The organism is Sphingomonas sp. PAMC 26617 (assembly GCF_000242835.1).
Lineage (GTDB): Bacteria > Pseudomonadota > Alphaproteobacteria > Sphingomonadales > Sphingomonadaceae > Sphingomonas.
On sequence record NZ_JH594425.1, the window covers coordinates 3,039,842 to 3,058,533 of the forward strand.

Here is an 18,692-nt window from a genome sequence, read left to right on the forward strand (position 1 = left end):
GCTGCCTGACCACGGCGTCTTTCGTGCATCGACGAGGTGTTCATGCACGATCCCGCCATTCGTACCCTGATTGTCGACCGCTATGCCGCGGTCCATGCGGCATTTCCGACCGCGGAATATCCCGCGTACCTTACGGTCGGGCAGCCCGATGCTCCGCACGCCGTGCTCGGGTTTCGCACCGCAGGCGCGGAGCCGCTGTTGCTCGAGCGATACGTCGAGCAGCCGATCCAGCATGTGGTCGGCGCGACCTTCGGCTGTACGGTGTCGCGCGACCGGATCGCCGAAATCGGCAATCACGCCTCGCATCGGCCCGGCGCAACCATCAGGCTGTGGCGGGAAGCCGCCGCCGCCTTGGAAGGCCGGGCGGACTATGCGGTTGCCGTCCTGACGCAACCGCTCCGCGCGATGTTCGCGCGGCTGGCGCTGCCGATCATCGAGCTCGCGCCCGCCGCGATTTCGGCGGTTGGCAGCGAGGCTGCGCAATGGGGCCGCTATTACGATGCCGACCCGATGCTCTGCGTCGGGGACGTCGCGCTGTGCCGGCGACGGCTCGATACCATCACCTATGGGAGAATACGGCCGTGAGCGAACTCTGGACGGCAATCCGCCGTCATGCCGAAGCCCGGCCGCAGGCGATTGCGATCGACGGTTCGGTCGCAATGAGCTGGGAAGCGCTGAAGCGCGCGCTGCCGATGCTGGCGAGCGACGTCGCGACACGGTGCGACGTCGCCAGACCGCTCGGCATTCGGGTCGATCACGGCGTCGCCGAATGCCTGCTCGACCTCGCGCTGGCCGGGAGCGGGATCGTCAGCATCCCGTTGCCGCCGTTCTTTTCCCTCGCGCAGGGTGCCGCAGCGCTCGATCACGCCGGTGCCTCCGCCGTCGTCAGCGGGGCGATCGACCTTGCGGATGGTCCGACCCCAGGTTTTACGATGACGGTCGAACCGCGTCGAACGCTGCGGGCGGACGTACCCGAAGAGACGGCACGGATCACCTTCACGTCCGGTTCGACGGGCGATCCTAAAGGCATTTGCCTGTCGATGACGCACCTGTGCCGCGTGGCCGGCGCGGTGGTGGAGCATCTCGGGACTCACCATGCCGGGCGGCACCTGCCGATCCTGCCGCCGGGCATCCTGCTGGAAAACGTCGCGGGATTCTATGCGACGATCCTGGCGGGGGGGACCTATGTCGCGCTGCCGCAGGCCGCGGTCGGCATGGCGGACCCGTTTCGCCCCGATTTTACGAAAATGCTCGGGGCGATCGAAGACAATGCGATCACCTCGCTGATCCTCGTCCCGGAATATCTGGCTGGTCTCGTCGGCGCGATGGCCGCGTCCGGCAGGCGACTGCCGCGCCTCACGCTGGTCGCAGTGGGCGGCGCGCGGATCGAGCCGCGCTTGCTCGACGCGGCTGCCGCGGTCGGTCTGCCGGTGCGGCAGGGCTATGGGCTGACCGAATGCGGGTCGGTCGTCGCGCTCGACGGCGGCGACCCGCACTCGCGCGGCAGCGTCGGGCAGTCGATCGGCGCGAACGAGATCCGCTTGGCGGACGATGGCGAGATCCTCATCGACGGACCGATGTTCCTTGGCACGATCGGCCATTCACGGCCCCCCGCGCCGTTTGCAACGGGTGACATCGGGCGGATCGACGACTTCGGCAGGCTGTGGATCGAGGGGCGCAAATCGTCGCTGATCGTCACCAGTCACGGACGCAACATATCGCCGGAATGGGTCGAAGGCGCGTTGCGCGCAGATCCCGCCATTCTGCAGGTGCTGGTACGCGGCGACGGTCGATCGGCGCTCGACGCCCTGATCGTACCCGCCAACCCGGCGGCGGACGTCGCCGCTGCGGTGGCCGCCGCAAACCTGGCGCTGCCGGCCTACGCGCGGGTTGCGCAGTGGCAGATCGTGCCGCCGTTCACGCCTGCGGCGGGGTTGCTGACCGGCAATGGCCGTCTGCGCCGGCGCGCGATCGAGGCGGCCTACCCGTATCGCGACGCCGGACTGGACCAGCCCTTCTTCGACCGTCTCGTCGCCGAGACGCGCGAGGCGCAGGCGCGTTTCCAGATGACCCCGCAACTGATCGCCGGGCTGACGGGCCGGATCTCGGTCGCGGACTATATCGCCTATCTGACCGAGGCGTTTCACCATGTCCGCCACACCGTACCGCTGATGCAGGGAGCGCGCGCGCGCCTGAACCACCGCCCGACGCTCGTGACCGCGCTCGACGACTATATCGAGGAGGAGACGGGGCACGAATATTGGATCCTCGAGGACATTGCGGCGGCAGGCGGGGATGCCGAAGCGGTTGGCGCGGGTTTGCCGTCGCCGGCGACCAAAGCGATGGTCGATCACGCGTATCGCACGATCCGCGAAGGCAATCCGGCGGCGTTTTTCGGCATGGTCTATGTGCTGGAAGGGACCAGCATCGCGATGGCAAGCCATGGGGCGGGGGCGGTGCAGACCGCGCTTGGGCTGCCCGACGACGCCTTCCATTATCTGACCTCGCACGGTGCGCTGGATCAGGAGCATATGGTCTTCTTCGAGAGGTTGATGAACCGGATCGACGATCCGGGTGATCAGGCGGCGATCATCGCCATGGCCCGCGCGATGTTCGGCCTGTTCGGCGGTCTGTTCGCCGGCATCGAACTGGAGACGATGCATGTCGCGGCTTGACGGGTTGCGGATCGTCCTCACCGGATCGGCCGGAGGGATCGGTTCGCGGATCGCGATGCGGTTGCGCGACGCGGGCGCCTATGTCGTGGGGATCGATCGCGGATTCAGCGTGACCTGCTCCGAGAGCGTGGAAAGCGACCTGTCGTGTCCCGATGCCTTGGACGAGCTTGCGACGACCTTGGCGGGACGGCGAGTCGATATCCTGTGCAATGTCGCTGGGCTCCAGTATTTCGGGCCGCTGGAGGCGCAAGGGCCGGCGCGGATCGCGCTTGGCTATGCCGTGAACCTCGTCGCGCCGACGATCCTCGCCAGCGCGGTGTTGCCGCAGATGATTGCGCGGGGATCGGGGCAGATCGTCAATATCGGCTCGGTGATGGGGGCGGTGCCCTATCCGTATTTCACGACCTATTCGAGTGCCAAGGCCGGGTTGAAGGCCTTTAGCCAGGCGCTGCGTCGCGAGGTTCGCGGCCGCGGCATCACGGTCACCCATGTCGCCCCCAGAGCGGTTCGCACCGGCTTCAATACCGCAGCGGTCGAGCGGTTCATGGAGTTGAGCGGCATGGCGGCGGATGCGCCGGACCTGGTCGCCGACCGGATCGTCGCGGCGATCGAACGGCGCGCGAACGACGTCTCGATCGGTTTGCCCGAACGGATATTCAGCCAGCTCAACGCCGCGTTGCCGGGGCTGATCGACCGCGGGCTGACCAAGCCGGTCGCAACCGCCCGTACGCTATTTCCAGAATGTTGATCAGGAGCTCATCAAATGCATGTGTTCGGTAAAGCCGTAATGATCTGTCTCCTATGGGGCGTCGCCAGCGCGGCGCAGGCGAGCAACAATCCGCAGATGGATGCCGCGGTCCAGCGCATCAACGATCAATGGGCGCACATCCGCTACCAGGTCGCGAACCGCGAGGAGCAATATCGCGACCTAGACGTGCTGGCGGGGCAGGCCGCGCAAGTCGTCGCGCGCTATCCGGGACGGGCCGAACCGCTCTTGTGGCAAGGCATCGTGACCAGCGAAGAAGCGGCGCGGGCGAGCGTCTTTCGCCAATTGGGGTTGGCAAAAGCCGCCAAGGCCATCCTCGAGCGCGCCCAGGCAATCGATCCGAACATTGCCGACGGCGGCGTAAAGATGAGCCTGGGCGTGCTCTATTACCGGGTCCCGGGGTTCCCGGTCGGCTTTGGCAGCACGGCGAAGGCGCGTGCGCTGCTCGAGGGGGCGTTGCGACAGGATCCGCGCGGGCTCGACAATACCTTCTTCTATGCCGATTTCCTCAACGATGAGGGGCGACCTGCAGAAGCGAGGATCTATGCCCTTCGCGGGCTGCAGGCGCCGGTGAACGCCAGCCGACCGGTATGGGACGCCGGTCGCCGGGCCGAAATGCGCTCGCTGCTCGCCAAGATCGACGCCAAGCTCAAGCACGCGTGACCCGGATCGCAACCGCGCTCGGCCGCCAGCTGGCCAAGCCGAGCGGCCTCGGCGGCAGGGTGGTGGCGGACGCCATGCGGCTGGTGAACCGTCGGCCGACGCGCCTTGCCATCGCCGCGCTGGACCCCCGCCCGGGGGATGCAGTGCTGGACCTCGGGTGCGGGGCGGGCGATGCCATTCCCGCATTGCAAGGCGTCGTCGGAGCCGGGTGCGTTACGGGTCTGGATCATTCGGATGCGATGATCGCGATCGCGTCCCGACGCTGTCCCGATGCGCAATTCTGCGTCGGACGGTTCGATGCGTTGCCCTTTGCCGATCACAGGTTCGACCGGATCCTTGCGACGAACGTCGCCTATTTCTGGCACGATCCGCGCGCGGTGCTGGCGGAACTTCGCCGGGTGACACGGCCGCACGGACGAGTTGTCCTCTACGTAACGGAAGCGGCCGCTCTCGCACGGATTGGTCTCGACCGGAGCGGAACGCATCGTCTGTTCACGGCTACGACGTTCGGCCAGATGCTCGGGCCAGCCGCCCGCATCAGCGTGGTCGATGCAGGGTTCGGGGTCCGTGGTCTGATCGGGACGATCGACGGGTGATCGGGACTGCACCAAGGGGGCCAAGCGTGGCGCGTGACACGATCATGCGCGGAGCGTTGGTGATCCTCTGGCTGGCGATCGCGATCGTTGCGCTGCGGCACATTCCCGCGGGGAGCGCCGCCGCCCTCAAGCACCTGCCCGGCGGTTTCTGGCTCGCGGCGCTGGCCTATGTGCTGGTTCATCCGCTTGCGGATCTGGCCATCTTCCGGCGGCTGTGGGGCGTGCGCGATGGAATGTTCGGCGCGCTGACCCGACGATTCCTGAGCAACGAACTCATGTTTGCTTATTCGGGCGACGTCTATCTGTTCGCCTGGGCGCGCACCCGGGGAATCGCGGCACCCTTGCATGCGATCAAGGACGTTTCGGTGCTTTCTGCCCTGGTCGGCAATGGCGTGACGATCGCGTTGGTCGTGCCGTTCCTGGCAAACAAAGGGCTTGCAACGCCGGGGCTGACGTTCCCCCATATCGCCCTGTCCTGCGCGGTCGTGATCGCACCGAGTATCGGGATGATCGGTTTACGGCGACGCCTGCTCAGGATGACGGGCCCCGACGCGCTGTTCGTGACCGGTGTGCATCTGGTGCGAGCGGTCGCGATGCTCGGCTTGCTGATCCCGGTGTGGCTGACCGTCGAGCCGGGCCTGACGCTCGATACCTGCGTTCTGTTCCTGACGCTCAGACAACTGATTTCGGGGCTGCCGTTCATGCCGGGCAAGGATATGCTGTTCGCAGGGGCAGTTGCCGCGATCGGCAAGGCCGGCGGAGCGGCATCGATCGCGGCGGCGCTGGGTGCGTTCGGGGTCGTGGGGGTCGAGGTGGCACTTGCGCTTGTGGTGGCGGCGGCCACGCTGATCCCCCCCGGCGTCGTCCCGGCCCGACGGATCAGGCCAGGCCATCGTTAGAGCATGCGTTGGACGGTGCGATCCCGGAGGATCAGGAGGTGATACAAGGCGCCGGCCACGTGCAATGCGATCACCGCCAGCAGGACGATCGCAACCGTCCCGTGAACGTCCCCCAGCCACAGGCCAAGCGGTGATCCGGTGGCGGACAGGGGCGGCAGGGGAATTGCACCGAACAGCCTGACCGGCCATCCGCGCGCGGACGCATTTGCCCAACCAAGCAGCGGGAGGGCGACAAGAAGCGCGTAAAGCAGCGCATGCGTCCCACGCGATATCCGGCGCAGCGGCGCGGATATCGTTTCCGGCGCTACAGGTTCGCGGTGGGACAGGCGCCAGACCAGTCGAACCAGCATCACCGCGAGGATCGCGGTGCCGAACGACAGGTGCCAACCGATCAACCCAACCGGTCGCATGCCGCCATGGATGTCAGGCATGGTCCAGGCGATCGCGAATTGTATGACGATCAGCGCCACTACACTCCAGTGCAGCACGCGCGCGACCATGCTGTAATGCGCTGGTCCTGCACTATCCCTCATCGCCATTCTCCCGCGTAGCACTGGTGATGGAGGGAGCGGTCGGCGCGGGCTGTGGTTCCTGGGCGGAGACGGTTGCCGCGGGCGTTGACGGCTGAGACGGGAGTGATGAACGCGTCCTGCCGCGAATGCGGTCGATTTCCGCCTGTCGTCGTCTGAGGTAGAAGTCTCGCGATGTCCTGTAGGGATCGGGGACGCCGTCGTGGAGCTCGTGAAGCTGGTCGTCGAATTCCGCGCGGTGATCGAGCGTGCTCAGCACGCCGACCGGTATCGAAAAGGCCAGGCTGTTGAACGGACTGCCCACGGCCACCGGCAAGACGAAACGGTCGAGCATGCCGCCTGCAAAATCGCGCAGCGTCGTAGGTCCGATCAACGGCACGTACAGGAACGCGCCGTTCCTGATGCCGTAAAACCCGAACGTGTCGGCGAAGCCGTTGGGCCGCCGAGGCAATTTGAACGGGCGCCGTTTCGCGATATCGAGCACCCCGCCGATCCCGACCGTGCTGTTCAATGCGAAGCGGCCGAGGGTCTCGGCGGCCTTGCCTGGCTTCAACTGCAAGAGATAATTGAGGAAGACATCGGGTTCGTGCAGATTATAGAGGACGTTGCGCAGCCCGCTGCGGACCGGCGACGGAAGAACCTTTTTATAGGCCATCGCAACCGGCCCGACGAACGCGCGGTCCACTGCCTGTGTGGCGCCGAACGCCTTGACGTTGATGGCCGCCAGCGGATCAGGGGCAAGCGCCTTTTTACCCACGACGACGATGTCGCTTTGCGTCGCGGCGTTGCCTGGTCTGGAGGGGTCGTTCGCCCATTCGGCAACCGGTGTGAATGGCTGGTTGGCACCGAAGGGCGTCGGTACGAAGTGCGGTGTCGTTGCGATCGACGTGGGTGCGTCATACTCGGGTCCTCGATTCTGCGCGAAGGCAGCGACCGGCATGCTGGCGGCCACCAGGAAAGCCGTCGCGATCGACGCCGGCCAAAGCCGGGGGCGATCAGGCGGGCACGCTGATCGACTCTTGTCGAGGTGCGGGGCGGCGGACGCGGGTCCGGCGGTGGTTGTCATATCGTTCATCCGGGAAAGACGCCGCGAGCGGTGCACGACCCCAGTCGATTGTTCCGGCTTTGCGCGCGTGCGCCGTCGCGTCGTTCGCGCCCCGATCGGGAACGTCCAGCCGTGCCGGGCGGCCGGTCGGGTGATCCGTTCGACCGGCGCGATCGGCGTGACTCTGACCGGCAACACCCGCCTCACGCCCACGACGTGCAGTGGACGGATCGAGGGTGCCCACACGGCGCCGTCATCGACTATCAACGGATCAACAGTGGACCCGTACGGTTCGACGAGTGTCCATAACGCAAGAGTCCGCAACGCCGGGACGATCCGAGGAAACGTCCACCTTCGTGTCGTCGCGGGACGGTGATCGGGGCGATTGCACCGTCAGCATCGCCTCCTGTCGCTTATCACGGCGGCCAAGGCGCGTCCGGCCATTCGCTGCGCTCCAGCGATCCGGGGATGGTCCGTGGTAGTGCGCCCGGCACCAAAGTGGCCGGGTCACACAGAAAGCGTACGCGGTTCCGTGCAGATGTACCTATGGTCGAGCAGGGCAGTCCGTCGCATGCGTCGACGTGGGACCTGACTGCCCAGTCCATGCAGAGGAGCATTCGTTCGATGACACCCCGGGATATCCCGATCATATGCGTCGGCGGATCGGCGGGTGGTCTCGATGCGTACAAGCGGCTGCTCGACAATCTGCCGAGCGATCTTGGCGCGGCGATCGTGATCGTCAACCATTTGCGCACCGTCTCGACCCTGCTCCACGAAATCCTCCCGCGGCATACCGCGATGCCGGTCGAACTCATCACCGAGGGGCTCGATATCCGGCCGAACCATGTCTTCATCATCCCCGCGCAACGCGATCTCCATGTCCTGGACGGGGTCTTTCGCCTTGCGCCGATTTCAAAACCCCGGGGCTGGCCCGACGTCATCACCGTCTTCCTGCGATCGCTGACGCAATATTGGCACGGGAAGCTCATCGCGGTGATCGTGTCGGGCTATGACGGCGACGGCGCGGACGCGCTGTGCGGCATTCGTGCGTGCGGCGGGGTCACGATCGCGCAGTTGCCCGCCTCCGCGGGGCAGGCGGACATGCCCGACAGCGCGATCGCCAGCGGCTGCGTCGATTTCATCCTGCGTCCCGAAGACATTGCCGCCAAGATCGCGGAAATCCTCGGGTCCGATCGCGCCTGAAGGTCCATTCGTCGACGACGGCCCCGCCCGTGCGTAGTTCCCGATCCTTGAGCGGCCCGGTCCGTCGCCATACCGTGGGAACACCAGACCGCTTCACCCACGCCGCGGTCGGCGAGAAAGACCAGCGCCATGCCAATCGAAACCAGATCGTTTCTGCGCGACCGGGCCCGCACCGAAGACGTGATCGCCGCGGCGACCGACTGTAGACCCGCCGCATGGTCGCATGCCCATCTGGCGCGTCTCTATCGGCAGCGTTGCATCGGGACGGCGGGGGAGGCAGCGGCCTGTTGCGACTGCGACATGGGGGCAGAGTGCCGCGTCCTGAGCCCTGCTTCGTAGCGTGGCGTCGCGGAACGGAACGGGGCTAGGTTTCGCTCGGCCGCTGGCCGGTCGCGCCTGTTGCAGCGGGCGTTTCGGACGAGGGCAGGGGCGCACTGCCATTCGCCGGCTGCCCGTCGGCGGCGGCCTGCGCGATGCGCGCGAGTTCGGGGAGCGACTTGGCCTGCATCTTGTGCATGACCGCCGCGCGGTGGTTTTCGACGGTGCGCTGGCTGATCCCGAGATCGGCGGCAATGTTCTTGCTGGGGTGTCCCGCCAGGACCAGGTCCATCACTTCGCGCTGGCGACCGGTCAATTCGCCGACATGCGCGGCAGCTTGCTCATGCGCGGCGTCGCGCAGCCGCAGGTCGTGCGACTGGTCGATCGCGCGCGCGATGCTGGCGAGCAATTCGACCCGACCGACCGGCTTCTCGATGAAATCGCACGCACCGCTGCGCATCGCCGCGACCGCGAGACCGATATCGCTGCTGCCCGTGATCAGGATCGCGGGAAGATGGTTGCCGCGCGCGCGCAGCGCCTCGATCAGCGCCACGCCGCTCAGGCCCGTCAGATGCGCGTCGACCAGCAGGCACCCGTCATTGCCGGGCCGATACGCGGCGAGAAACGCCTCCGCACTCGGAAAGTCCTCCACCATCCGCCCATCGTCTTCGAGCACGTCGCGGATCGTGGCCAGCACGTGCGGGTCGTCGTCGACGACATAGGCGACGGATCCGCCCGTGATCGCGCCAGCGCCGGGCACGTGCCACGTCGACGGCAGGGCCCCCGCCATAAGGTGCTCGATCGCCGCAGTCAGGTCCCGCGCCTTGACCGGCTTGCTCAACTGGACACAGTCCTGTCCCGCGATCCGCGCCAGCGCTTCGCTCGAAATGTCCCCGGTGAGCACGATCGCGGGTAGGCCACGCGGCAGGCTCGCCCGAAGGCTCCGCAGGAGATCGATGCCATCCATGCCGCCGGGCAGGTTATAGTCGGTCAGCAGCAGTTCGGGCTTGATCGCGCTGCCCGCAACCAGGGTGATCGCGGCTGCCGCATCGGACGCGGTCTTGACGATATGTCCCTCGCCCTTGAGCAGTTGCTCGAGCAACTCGACGACGTCCGGGTCGTCCTCCACGACGACGATCTTGCAGGTACGCCGGTGCCCGCCCGGGCCAAGATCGGGATCAGGTGGTCCGGCGGCGGGCCCCGGCGGATCGGCTTCCGGACAGGGCAGCGTGATCGTGAAGACCGAGCCCTTGTCTGGCTGCGAGCGCACGTCGACGGCATGCCCGAGCAAATGCCCGAGGCGCTGCACGATCGACAGCCCGAGACCCAGGCCGAGGCTGCATTCGCGCGCGGCGTTGTCGATCTGATGGAATTCCTCGAAGATCGCGTGCAACTGGTCTTCGGCAATCCCGATCCCGGTATCCCAGACCTCGATCCGCAGCGTGTCGCCGGTGCGCCGGCAGCCAAGCAGGATCTTCCCCTTCTTCGTATATTTGATCGCGTTGCCGAGCAGATTGCGGATCATCTGCGTCAGCAGCGTGGCATCGCTCAGGACCAACGCCGCACTCGGCAGGATGTGGAGCGACAAGTTGCGCGCCTGTGCGAGATAACTGAACTCGTCGCGCAGGAGATCAAGGACGTCGGCAATCGGGAAGACCGCCGGCTTTGCCTCGACCACGCCCGCTTCGATCTGGTTGATGTCGAGCAATGCATTGAGCATGCCGGACATTGCCGCGAGGGTCTGTCCCTGACGGGAAAGCAGCTTCCGGGTCTTTTCACCCTCGACGGTCTGGTTGAGCAGTTCCTGCAGCAGCGTCAGCGACTGGAGCGGCTGGCGCAGGTCATGGCTCGCCGCTGCGAGAAAACGCGACTTGGCAAGATTGGCGCGGTCCGCCTCGATCTTGGCTGCCTCGAGGGCCTTGGCGGCGATCTTCCGGTCGGTGGTGTCGGCGAAGGTGATGACGACGCCTTCGACCGCGTCGTCATGCGCGCGATAGGGAAACACGCGGCGGAGAAACCACGTATCGTTCGGCGCGCTGATCTCGCGATCGATCAGGGCGTGATCCGCCAGCACCTTGCGCGCATCGCCCAGCAAATCGGGATCTGTCGCGATCGAGCGCAGATCGGCGATCGGCCGCCCGATGTCCCCCGCGATGATGTTGAAGACCGACTTGATCGCAGGCGTATAGAACCGGATCTTCAGGTCCATGTCGAGGAAGAGCGTCGCGACGTTCGTGCTGTAGAGCACGTTCTGCAGATCGTCCGAGGTCAGGCGCTGGCGTTCCAGCGTCTCCTGCAACTGGCTGTTGAGCGCGGTCAGTTCCTCATTGAGCGACTGCAACTCCTCCTTGGAGGTCAGCAGTTCCTCGTTGGTCGACTGGAACTCCTCGTTGACCGAGAGCGCTTCCTCGTTGATCGCCTTCTGTTCCTGGCTCGACGTTTCCTGGTTCAGGATCGCCGTCTGCAATTCCGCCTGGGTCGCCTCCAGTTCCTGTTCGAGCTCGCTGACACGCGCGGCGTCGCCTTTGCTGGGGGAGGATGTCGCGTCGGCGCTGTCGCCCGGTTCCTCGACGAAGCAGACGAGCAGCATGTCGTCCTGGCCGTCGGCAACCGCCTGGACATCGAGCCGGAACCAGATGGCGGTGCCGTCATGCATCACCCGCGCGCGGCCGCCATCGACGCGCGGAGTCGCCTTGCTGACCTTGTCGATCGCCAGCCGAAGCTTGGTACGCAGGGTCGGCGACGCCATCGCGAGCAGGTCGAGCGTGGCATAGCCCGGCTGGATCCGGAGATAACGATCGGTCGGCCCCATCGAAAAGAGACACTGCCGCTTGCAATTGATCAGAATGGCCGCAGGCGCGTGGGTGGCGATGACCGCCCGGCGGCAAATGTCCGCAAGCGTGGACTGCCGCGTCGGCGATGCGGACCGATCGGGTGTCCCGAGCATCGGCAGGGCTTCGCCGAAGCTCAGGGGAAAGCCCGCGTCACCCGTCCGGCTCCGCCCGATGTGGCGATAGAAACGCTCGGACTTGGCGATGACCTCGAACCGGTCCTCGGCGCTGCCGACCGTCTCGGACGATCCCAAAACGAGGATTCCGCCTTCGCGTAGCGCGAAGTGGAACATCGATATGACCTTCGCCTGCGCCTCGGGGTTCAGATAGATCAGCAGATTGCGGCACGAGACGAGGTCGATCTTCGAGAAGGGCGGGTCCGAAAGCACGTCCTGCACGGTAAAGACGACATCGCCGCGCAGCGCGGAGGCCACGCGGTAGCCGGTGTCGTCCCGGACGAAGAAGCGCGACAACTGGTCGGCGGGGACGGTATGCTCGATTTCGAACGGATACAGCCCCTCGCGTGCCGTCGCAATCGCGTCCGGATCGACGTCGGAAGCGAAAAGCTGGAGCTTGATGTCGCGGCCGGATGCCTTGATCGCGTCTCGGCACAGCATCCCGATCGAATAGGCTTCTTCGCCGGTGCTGCACCCCGCGACCCAGATCCTGAGCGCCTTGTGCTCGGGCAGACGGTCGAGAAGTTCCGGAATGATCGACTTGGCGAGCGCGGTGAAGATCGCCGGATCCCGGAAAAAGCTCGTCACGTTGATCAGCAGGTCCTTGGCGAGAAGATCCCGCTCCGCCGGGTCGTTGCGCAGCAGCTCCAGATATTCGGCAAAATTGCCGGGCGCGAGCGCGAGCAGCGCGATCCGCCGCTCGATCCGTCGTTCCAGCGTCCCCGTCTTGTACTGGCGGAAATCGTGCGCGGTCTTTTCGTTGAGGACGCCGATGATGGCGTTCAGGCTGGATGAAGACGGAGCGGCAAAGACGGTCGGCGCGGCGGGGAACTGCGCGATTGCGATCCTGCGGTCCGCCAGTGCGGCGGGAATGTCCTCGAGCGCGAGAACCCGATCGATCAATCCGGTGTCGATCGCGCTCCGTGGCATTCCGCCATAATCGGCCTCTTCCGGGTCCTGTGCGATCGCATAGCCCCCCGCGGCTTTCAGCGCGGCAAGCCCGCCGCTGCCGTCCGCGCCCGTTCCCGACAGGATTACGGCAATCGCCTCGCGTCCGCACTCCTTGGCCAGCGATTCCAGCAGAACATCGAACGGCAGGCGCGCGCCATGATGTGCCTGCTGCGGGGAGAGCGCCAGCGCGCCTTCGTGAACAGAAAGGTAGCGCCCTGGGGGAATGACATAGATATGGTCCGCGCAAATGGCACCACCATCGACCGCTTCTTCGATCTTCATCGTGGTATGATCGGCCAACAGGTCGGCCATCATGCTCTTGTGGGACGGATCGAGATGCACCACGATGATGAACGCCACACCCGAGGTCGGCGGTAGTGCGTCGAGCAGTCTCGATGCCGCCTCGAGCCCGCCCGACGAAGCGCCGATGGCGACGATCGGGATCGACTCCGGAGGCCCTCTCGCGGCGACCGGGGCCGTACCTTTCTCCCGCCGCGGCGACGCGGGCTGAACTTCAGCGGTGGGCCGTGCATCCGCCGAGACTGTTTCATGTGCCGTCATGAAAAGGGAAGTAGCACTGTCGTGGCACTTTTATCCTACGTATAGTTGCGTGATTGCAGAATTCGGTGGTGCGTGGTGCCGGCGTGAGTAGTTTCCGAGACTGACTGCGTGGATTTCTTCCGGTCATTATCGCGGTCGACCCTGGTGACAGCGCCGTTCACAATCCTGCGCAGGTTCGCATTTATCGCCGATGGGCGGGCACGGAGGCTAGAGCGTGGACACGACAAGAGACTGCTTCTCCGAGGCCGGGTGGCCGCAGTCACCGGCAGTCAACCGGAATGTGACCCAGCGTGGATGTCGCGCGCATCAGGCAAGGCGTGTCAAACCGTGAGCCTTGGCCGGAAAATTCTCCTCGTCGAGGACGACGTACTGATCGCGATGGATCTTGCCGATCTGCTGAGCGCAATGGGGCATGACGTTTGCCATATCGCGTCGACCGAGGCGGATGCCGTCGAGGCCGCGGCGCGTCTGGCGCCCGATCTGATGATCGTCGATGGCAATCTTGCCGAGGGCAGTGGGGTGTCGGCGATGCGGCAGATCCTTGCCCGCGGTTTCGTGGCGCATTTCTACATCAGCGGGGATCCGAACCAGCTCCTGAAGGCGGTCCCGGACGCGGTGGTTCTGGCCAAGCCGTTCACCATGCATGCCCTGGCGAACGGGATGGCCAAGGCCGCGCTTGGCGCCCGCCGCAATTGACCGCCCGCGACGGGCGCGGTCGCGCGGAGAGCACTCCCGAAGACAGGTCTATGAGTAGATTCCGGTACTGCCCGCGGACGCACCGAAACGGTAGCCCGACTGCTCGTACCCTCCCGTGAACCGGTCGGCTTCTTCTGCAAGGATCTCGCGATGACCCAAGACATTCCGGCGATGGCCCCGCCCGTACGGCATGTCGTCGTCCTCTGCCATCCCGACCCCGAGAGCTTCAACCGGGCGATCGCGGAGACCTATTGCGCCGCCGTCCGCGCAGCCGGCCACGACGTCGTCTTCCGCGATCTCTACGCGATCGGCTTCGATCCGGTCCTGAAGACGTACGAACGACCGACGCTTGCCGGGTTCCAGCGTGCGTCCGACGTGGCGCGCGAACTTGCGTTGATCAGCCAGGGGGACGTTTTCGTCCTGATCTACCCGATCTGGTTCGGCTCGGCGCCAGCCATGATGAAGGGCTATGTCGAACGGGTGCTGGGGGCCGGGGTCGATCCGCAGGCGATCCAGCGCAACGACGCGAGCGCATTGCTGGGGGGCAAACGGTTGCTCAGCTTCACGACGTCTGCGACACAAACGCTCTGGCTCGATGTACAGGGGGAAGGGCAGGCGCTGCGCAGCGTCTTCGACCGATACCTCGTTTCTGCTTTCGGCATGCACTCGCAAAGGCACGTCCATCTGGGCCACATCACCTGCCAGCAGAGCGGGCGTTTCGCCCGACAGGATCTCTCTCAGGTCGAGGAAGAGGCACAACGGATCTGCGACGAGCTTCGAGATCCGACGAACGCCCGCGACCTTGCCTGCGTGGCCTGACGGTCGCGCCGTGATCCCAGAAAAGACCAGCAAGGGGCGGGGCTCCCTGGCGGCTACGAGAGCGCGGGAAACCGCGCTCCGGCAGCGGCGAACCGGACCGATCTAGGCCTTGCCGTCCGATATCTCGGATTTTATCTGGAGATACTCGTCTCTCGCTATCTCGCCGCGGGCATATCGTTCGTCGAGGATCGTCAGTGCGCCCTTGGCTGGCGCGACGTCGTACCGGCGTTGCGCACGATAGGTATAGCCCCAATTTCCGAGGCCGGAGAACAGCAGGACGACGAATCCCACCCAGAGCAACCAGTCCCACCCAAAGTACCAGTCGTTCCAATTAGTTGCAGTCATTTTCATATCCTTGAGCTTGGGGATCGGCGAAGGGACAAGACGTCGTCGGGGGCGGGGTCGAATGGCGACGCCTGTCGGAGTTCGATCGGCGCGGTGTCGAAAGGCAGGACCCATTGCCGCCAGTCCGATACCCGGGCCGGCGGCAACAGATGTCCGGGCTCGACCTACCAGGCGACGACCACGTCGTTTTCCACGGCGTTCGCCCCCGGCGCGGCCCATGCGGTCGCCCCGGCGGTCTCACGGTCCTGCCAGGTCTCGACGGTGCCGGTCAGCTTCACCTTGCCATCATGTTCCGTGACCTGGATCGTGTCCGGGTTGAACCAGCCGCGATATAGCGCGTGGCGAATGTCTTCGCCGACATGCGCGACGTTGACCCGGGGCTTGATGGTAATCTGATTGAAGACGCCAACGACGCCCGACAGGCCGCGGATTTCGCGTTCGGCCGCGTCTTTCTGGAAATGCCAGTCAACGGTCCCGGAGAGCGTGATCCACCCCTTTTCGACCTTGACCTTGACCGTGTCCTGCGGCGTTTCGGCATCCCAGCGCAGACGTTCGGCCGCCGCCTTGGCGATCTGGGTATCGTCATGCTTGACGGTGAAGGGGAGCCGAACCTCGATCTCCTCGGCAATGGCCTTGACCCCCTTGACGCGGCCCGTGGCCAGTTCGGCCGCGCGCTTCTGTCCGTAGGTTTCGACGTGTCCGGTTAGCGTAATGGTACCGTCTTCGGCGGTTACGCCGATATGAGCCGACGAAATGCTAGGCTCCCACTTCAGTTCGGCAAGGACCGAGGTCTTCAGTTGTTCATCGTTCGACATGGACGTAGCTCCGCGTTCGAGGGCGCGCCGGAAAGCAACACCAAATGGCCCGGCGTTGTCGGAGCGCTTTGCGCCGCCGATCCGGAAGCCAGACAGCCCCGGAAAATACTCAGTGCGGCTCCCGGCCGGTGAGTGGCACGGCGTGAGGATGGTATTGGGGCCGGTGCCTGGGCATAGGGCGTGGAAGCGGTGATGCCGACGCCAGCCCCCGAAGAGGTCGCATCGGCACGCGCAGGCCGCACTTTGCGTAGATTCCGGTCCTGTTGCCGTACCCGGCGAGCGGTCATCGCGGTCCACTCTCAACGCCGGCGAATGTCCTTCTCCTGGCGCGCTCTCTGAAATCTCATCGGAAAGGTAGCAGCATGTCCCACGAAGCGTCCACAATCGATCGCGATCGTACGCTGGCCCCCTCGGGCGCGCATCTCCGGGCATTGGAGAAACTGTTCCAGCACCCGCTGACCCACAACCTGACGTGGCGCGACCTGACCCATCTGTTCGAAGCGATCGGCACGACGGAGCAGCGGCCGGGTGGTGACCTGATACTGCGGGTCGGGGACCAACAGCTTTCGCTGAAGCCGGCGCACGGCAAGGACTTGACGGCGCGCGACGTCATGGACGTTCGGCACTTGCTCGTTCGGGCGGGATGGTCGGATCAGGGCGTCGCGCCGGTCCCGCCGATCGATCCCGCCACGCCCGACCTGCTCGTCGTCATCGATCATGCGGGTGCGCGGCTATATCCGATCCATCCCGAACACCGGACGATGGCGGTCGAGGAAACGCACCATTTGCGCCACGACCATATCGATCGCGCGACACACGATGCGGATCGCGCCGAAAACGATCCGGCCGACACCCGCTTCTTTGCGGCGGTCGCTGCGAGTTTGCCAGCCAAGGGGCGCATCGTACTCGTCAGCCAGGGAACGGGACAGAGCAACGAGGCGCGGCATCTGACGGAGTACCTCGCGCAGCAGCGTCCTTCGCTGGAAGGCCGCATTCTCGCGCTGCGTACGGCGGGTTTTTCGCACACCACGGTGCCGCAGATCGTCGCGCTGGCCCGCACCGCGCTCGGAACCATGCCAGTCCGGCACATCGGCACCGCAGCGTAACGCCGCGGATCCGGTAGCGCCGGGCAATGGTGGCGTTCCGGTCGCAATAGGCATAGGCACCGTGCGGGCAGGTGTTCCCCCGGCGCGCCGGCGGCGACCGTCGGGCGCGCGACCTGACGGCAAGGGCTGCGGCCCGGTGAAACGAGGCCCAGGATGAGCAGCAGTCGTATCGACAACCCGACCTTGCGCGGACGCGTCATGAGTGCCGAGCAGGCGGCCATGCTGATCCACTCCGGCAGCACGATCGGGATGAGCGGCTTCACCGGTTCGGGTTATCCCAAGGCGGTGCCGCTGGCGCTCGCCGCGCGGATCGAGGCGGAACATGCCGCCGGAAACCCGTTCCGCGTCCGGATCTGGACGGGTGCCTCGACCGGGCCCGAGCTCGACGGTGCGCTGGCCAAGGCGGACGGCATCGAGTTCCGCTTGCCGTACAATTCGGACCCGATTGCGCGCGAGAAGATCAATCGCGGCGAGATGGAATATTTCGACATGCACCTTAGCCATGTCGCACCGATGGCGTGGCAGGGTTTCCTCGGCCCACTCGACACCGCGGTGATCGAAGTCTCGGGCATCCGCGCCGACGGGTCACTCATTCCCTCCTCGTCGGTGGGCAACAACAAGACCTGGCTCGACCGCGCCGACAAGATCATTCTGGAGGTCAACCGCTGGCAGAACCCCGCGCTGGAGGGGATGCACGACATCTATTACGGCACCGCGCTGCCCCCGCACCGCGTGCCGATCCCGCTGGTCCGGCCCGACGACCGGATCGGAGAGGCGTATTTCCGGGTCGATCCCGACAAGATCGTCGCGATCGTCGAGACGGAGGCGCCCGACCGCAACCTGCCGTTCGCCGCACCCGAGGCGGCGGCGCATGCGATTGCCGGGCATCTGATCGAATTCTTCCGCCACGAAGTCGCGCGCGGGCGGTTGCCCGCTTCGCTGCTCCCGCTGCAGTCGGGGGTCGGCAATATCGCCAACGCGGTGCTGACGGGGCTGATCGACGGGCCGTTCAGCGACATGACCTCCTATACCGAAGTCATCCAGGACGGGATGCTCGACCTGCTCGATTCGGGCAAATTGCGGATGGCGTCGGCAACCGCCTTCTCGCTCAGTCCCGAGGCGGCGGCGCGGCTCAATGCCGACCTCGGCCGCTATCGCGACAAGATGATCCTGCGCCCGCAGGAGATCAGCAACCATCCCGAACTGATCCGGCGGCTGGGGTGCCTCGCGATGAACGGGCTGATCGAGGCGGACATCTACGGCAACGTCAATTCCACGCACGTCATGGGATCGCGCATCCAGAACGGCATCGGCGGCTCGGGCGATTTCGCGCGCAATGCCTATGTGTCGATCTTCATGACGCCGTCGACCGCCAAGGGCGGCAAGATCTCCGCGATCGTCCCGCAGGCGAGCCATGTCGACCATATCAGCCAGGACGTGCAGGTGCTGGTGACCGAGCAGGGGCTCGCCGATCTGCGCGGGCTCAGTCCCAAGCAGCGCGCCGTGCTGATCATCGAGCGCTGCGCGCATCCCGATTACCGCCCCGCACTCGCCGATTATTATGCGCGGGCCCGGGTCGGGTCCTACGGACAACAGTCACCATCGCTGCCGGGCGAAGCGCTGTCGTGGCATCAGCGCTTCATGGAAACGGGGTCGATGCGTTTCTGACCGGGGACGCGCACGTCCCGGTCAGAAGG

At 65.7% G+C, this 18,692-nt stretch carries 17 protein-coding genes; 12 read left to right on the forward strand and 5 right to left on the reverse strand.

The features are described from left to right. The first annotated feature begins 42 nt into the window (after positions 1–42). Genes RH91_RS13330 through RH91_RS13355 form a run of 6 tightly spaced genes read left to right on the forward strand, consistent with a single transcriptional unit; the run spans position 43 to position 5,599 of the window. Positions 43–585 carry a thermostable hemolysin gene (locus RH91_RS13330; protein WP_037478789.1) on the forward strand — a complete coding sequence of 181 codons (543 nt, stop codon included), beginning with the start codon at positions 43–45 and terminating at the stop codon, positions 583–585. Next, the gene (locus RH91_RS13335; RefSeq protein ID WP_010163332.1) at positions 582–2,675 is read left to right on the forward strand and encodes an AMP-binding protein; all 2,094 of its coding nucleotides are present in this window, start codon (positions 582–584) and stop codon (positions 2,673–2,675) included. Before RH91_RS13330 ends, RH91_RS13335 begins: the two co-directional genes overlap by 4 nt. Continuing rightward, positions 2,662–3,423 (forward strand): SDR family NAD(P)-dependent oxidoreductase, encoded by a 762-nt coding sequence (locus tag RH91_RS13340; protein ID WP_010163333.1) that lies wholly within the window; start codon positions 2,662–2,664, stop codon positions 3,421–3,423. Before RH91_RS13335 ends, RH91_RS13340 begins: the two co-directional genes overlap by 14 nt. A gap of 39 nt (positions 3,424–3,462) precedes the next feature. Continuing rightward, positions 3,463–4,104 (forward strand): hypothetical protein, encoded by a 642-nt coding sequence (locus tag RH91_RS13345; RefSeq protein WP_010163334.1) that lies wholly within the window; start codon positions 3,463–3,465, stop codon positions 4,102–4,104. Next, on the forward strand, positions 4,101–4,700 hold the full coding sequence (locus RH91_RS13350; protein ID WP_010163335.1) for a class I SAM-dependent methyltransferase: 600 nt from the start codon (positions 4,101–4,103) through the stop codon (positions 4,698–4,700). The genes RH91_RS13345 and RH91_RS13350 overlap by 4 nt, the downstream gene beginning before the upstream one ends. A 26-nt stretch (positions 4,701–4,726) precedes the next feature. Next, positions 4,727–5,599 carry a hypothetical protein gene (locus RH91_RS13355; protein WP_010163336.1) on the forward strand — a complete coding sequence of 291 codons (873 nt, stop codon included), beginning with the start codon at positions 4,727–4,729 and terminating at the stop codon, positions 5,597–5,599. Here the strand turns inward: RH91_RS13355 and RH91_RS13360 are convergent. Both RH91_RS13360 and RH91_RS13365 read right to left on the reverse strand, forming a co-directional pair. Then, positions 5,596–6,132 carry a cytochrome b gene (locus tag RH91_RS13360; RefSeq protein ID WP_232283502.1) on the reverse strand — a complete coding sequence of 179 codons (537 nt, stop codon included), beginning with the start codon at positions 6,130–6,132 and terminating at the stop codon, positions 5,596–5,598. The genes RH91_RS13355 and RH91_RS13360 overlap by 4 nt on opposite strands. Further along, positions 6,122–7,441 carry an MlaA family lipoprotein gene (locus tag RH91_RS13365; RefSeq protein WP_232283503.1) on the reverse strand — a complete coding sequence of 440 codons (1,320 nt, stop codon included), beginning with the start codon at positions 7,439–7,441 and terminating at the stop codon, positions 6,122–6,124. The genes RH91_RS13360 and RH91_RS13365 overlap by 11 nt, the downstream gene beginning before the upstream one ends. 357 nt (positions 7,442–7,798) lie before the next feature. On the opposite strand from RH91_RS13365, the gene RH91_RS13370 reads away from it, so the two are divergent. Beyond that, on the forward strand, positions 7,799–8,377 hold the full coding sequence (locus RH91_RS13370) for a chemotaxis protein CheB (protein ID WP_037479414.1): 579 nt from the start codon (positions 7,799–7,801) through the stop codon (positions 8,375–8,377). Between the two features lie 364 nt (positions 8,378–8,741). On the opposite strand, the gene RH91_RS13375 is transcribed toward RH91_RS13370, so the two are convergent. Continuing rightward, positions 8,742–13,043, reverse strand: a complete 4,302-nt coding sequence (locus RH91_RS13375; RefSeq protein ID WP_232283583.1) for a CheR family methyltransferase — start codon at positions 13,041–13,043, stop codon at positions 8,742–8,744. On the opposite strand from RH91_RS13375, the gene RH91_RS23160 reads away from it, so the two are divergent. The 3 genes from RH91_RS23160 to RH91_RS13385 all read left to right on the forward strand — a co-directional run bounded on the left by RH91_RS23160 (position 13,000) and on the right by RH91_RS13385 (position 14,729). After that, positions 13,000–13,164 (forward strand): hypothetical protein, encoded by a 165-nt coding sequence (locus RH91_RS23160; RefSeq protein WP_232283594.1) that lies wholly within the window; start codon positions 13,000–13,002, stop codon positions 13,162–13,164. The two genes, RH91_RS13375 and RH91_RS23160, sit on opposite strands and share 44 nt — an antisense overlap. A gap of 299 nt (positions 13,165–13,463) precedes the next feature. Next, a complete protein-coding gene (locus tag RH91_RS13380; protein WP_232283504.1) occupies positions 13,464–13,910 on the forward strand; it encodes a response regulator in 447 nt (148 codons plus the stop codon). Between the two features lie 150 nt (positions 13,911–14,060). Then, positions 14,061–14,729: an NAD(P)H-dependent oxidoreductase gene (locus RH91_RS13385; RefSeq protein WP_029623853.1), complete on the forward strand. Its 669-nt coding sequence runs from the start codon at positions 14,061–14,063 to the stop codon at positions 14,727–14,729. A 102-nt stretch (positions 14,730–14,831) separates the two neighbouring features. On the opposite strand, the gene RH91_RS13390 is transcribed toward RH91_RS13385, so the two are convergent. Together RH91_RS13390 and RH91_RS13395 are read right to left on the reverse strand one after the other, a co-directional pair. Next, positions 14,832–15,074, reverse strand: a complete 243-nt coding sequence (locus RH91_RS13390) for an SHOCT domain-containing protein (protein ID WP_037479415.1) — start codon at positions 15,072–15,074, stop codon at positions 14,832–14,834. Between the two features lie 164 nt (positions 15,075–15,238). Then, positions 15,239–15,889, reverse strand: coding sequence for a BON domain-containing protein (locus RH91_RS13395; RefSeq protein ID WP_010163347.1), 651 nt, complete (start codon positions 15,887–15,889; stop codon positions 15,239–15,241). Between the two features lie 362 nt (positions 15,890–16,251). On the opposite strand from RH91_RS13395, the gene RH91_RS13400 reads away from it, so the two are divergent. Together RH91_RS13400 and RH91_RS13405 are read left to right on the forward strand one after the other, a co-directional pair. Then, on the forward strand, positions 16,252–16,995 hold the full coding sequence (locus RH91_RS13400; protein WP_010163348.1) for a hypothetical protein: 744 nt from the start codon (positions 16,252–16,254) through the stop codon (positions 16,993–16,995). Positions 16,996–17,148: 153 nt separating this feature from the next. Beyond that, on the forward strand, positions 17,149–18,663 hold the full coding sequence (locus RH91_RS13405; RefSeq protein ID WP_010163349.1) for an acetyl-CoA hydrolase/transferase family protein: 1,515 nt from the start codon (positions 17,149–17,151) through the stop codon (positions 18,661–18,663). The last annotated feature ends 29 nt before the right edge of the window (positions 18,664–18,692 follow it).

Excerpts from the sequence above, each read along its gene's own strand:
- RH91_RS13330 (WP_037478789.1), top strand. The coding sequence starts at position 43 with ATGCACGATCCCGCCATTCGTACCCTGATTGTCGACCGCTATGCCGCG.
- RH91_RS13340 (WP_010163333.1), top strand. The coding sequence starts at position 2,662 with ATGTCGCGGCTTGACGGGTTGCGGATCGTCCTCACCGGATCGGCCGGA.
- RH91_RS13345 (WP_010163334.1), top strand. The coding sequence starts at position 3,463 with ATGATCTGTCTCCTATGGGGCGTCGCCAGCGCGGCGCAGGCGAGCAAC.
- RH91_RS13360 (WP_232283502.1), bottom strand. The coding sequence starts at position 6,132 with ATGAGGGATAGTGCAGGACCAGCGCATTACAGCATGGTCGCGCGCGTG.
- RH91_RS13370 (WP_037479414.1), top strand. The coding sequence starts at position 7,799 with ATGACACCCCGGGATATCCCGATCATATGCGTCGGCGGATCGGCGGGT.
- RH91_RS23160 (WP_232283594.1), top strand. The coding sequence starts at position 13,000 with ATGATGAACGCCACACCCGAGGTCGGCGGTAGTGCGTCGAGCAGTCTC.
- RH91_RS13385 (WP_029623853.1), top strand. The coding sequence starts at position 14,061 with ATGACCCAAGACATTCCGGCGATGGCCCCGCCCGTACGGCATGTCGTC.
- RH91_RS13390 (WP_037479415.1), bottom strand. The coding sequence starts at position 15,074 with ATGACTGCAACTAATTGGAACGACTGGTACTTTGGGTGGGACTGGTTG.
- RH91_RS13395 (WP_010163347.1), bottom strand. The coding sequence starts at position 15,889 with ATGTCGAACGATGAACAACTGAAGACCTCGGTCCTTGCCGAACTGAAG.
- RH91_RS13400 (WP_010163348.1), top strand. The coding sequence starts at position 16,252 with ATGTCCCACGAAGCGTCCACAATCGATCGCGATCGTACGCTGGCCCCC.
- RH91_RS13405 (WP_010163349.1), top strand. The coding sequence starts at position 17,149 with ATGAGCAGCAGTCGTATCGACAACCCGACCTTGCGCGGACGCGTCATG.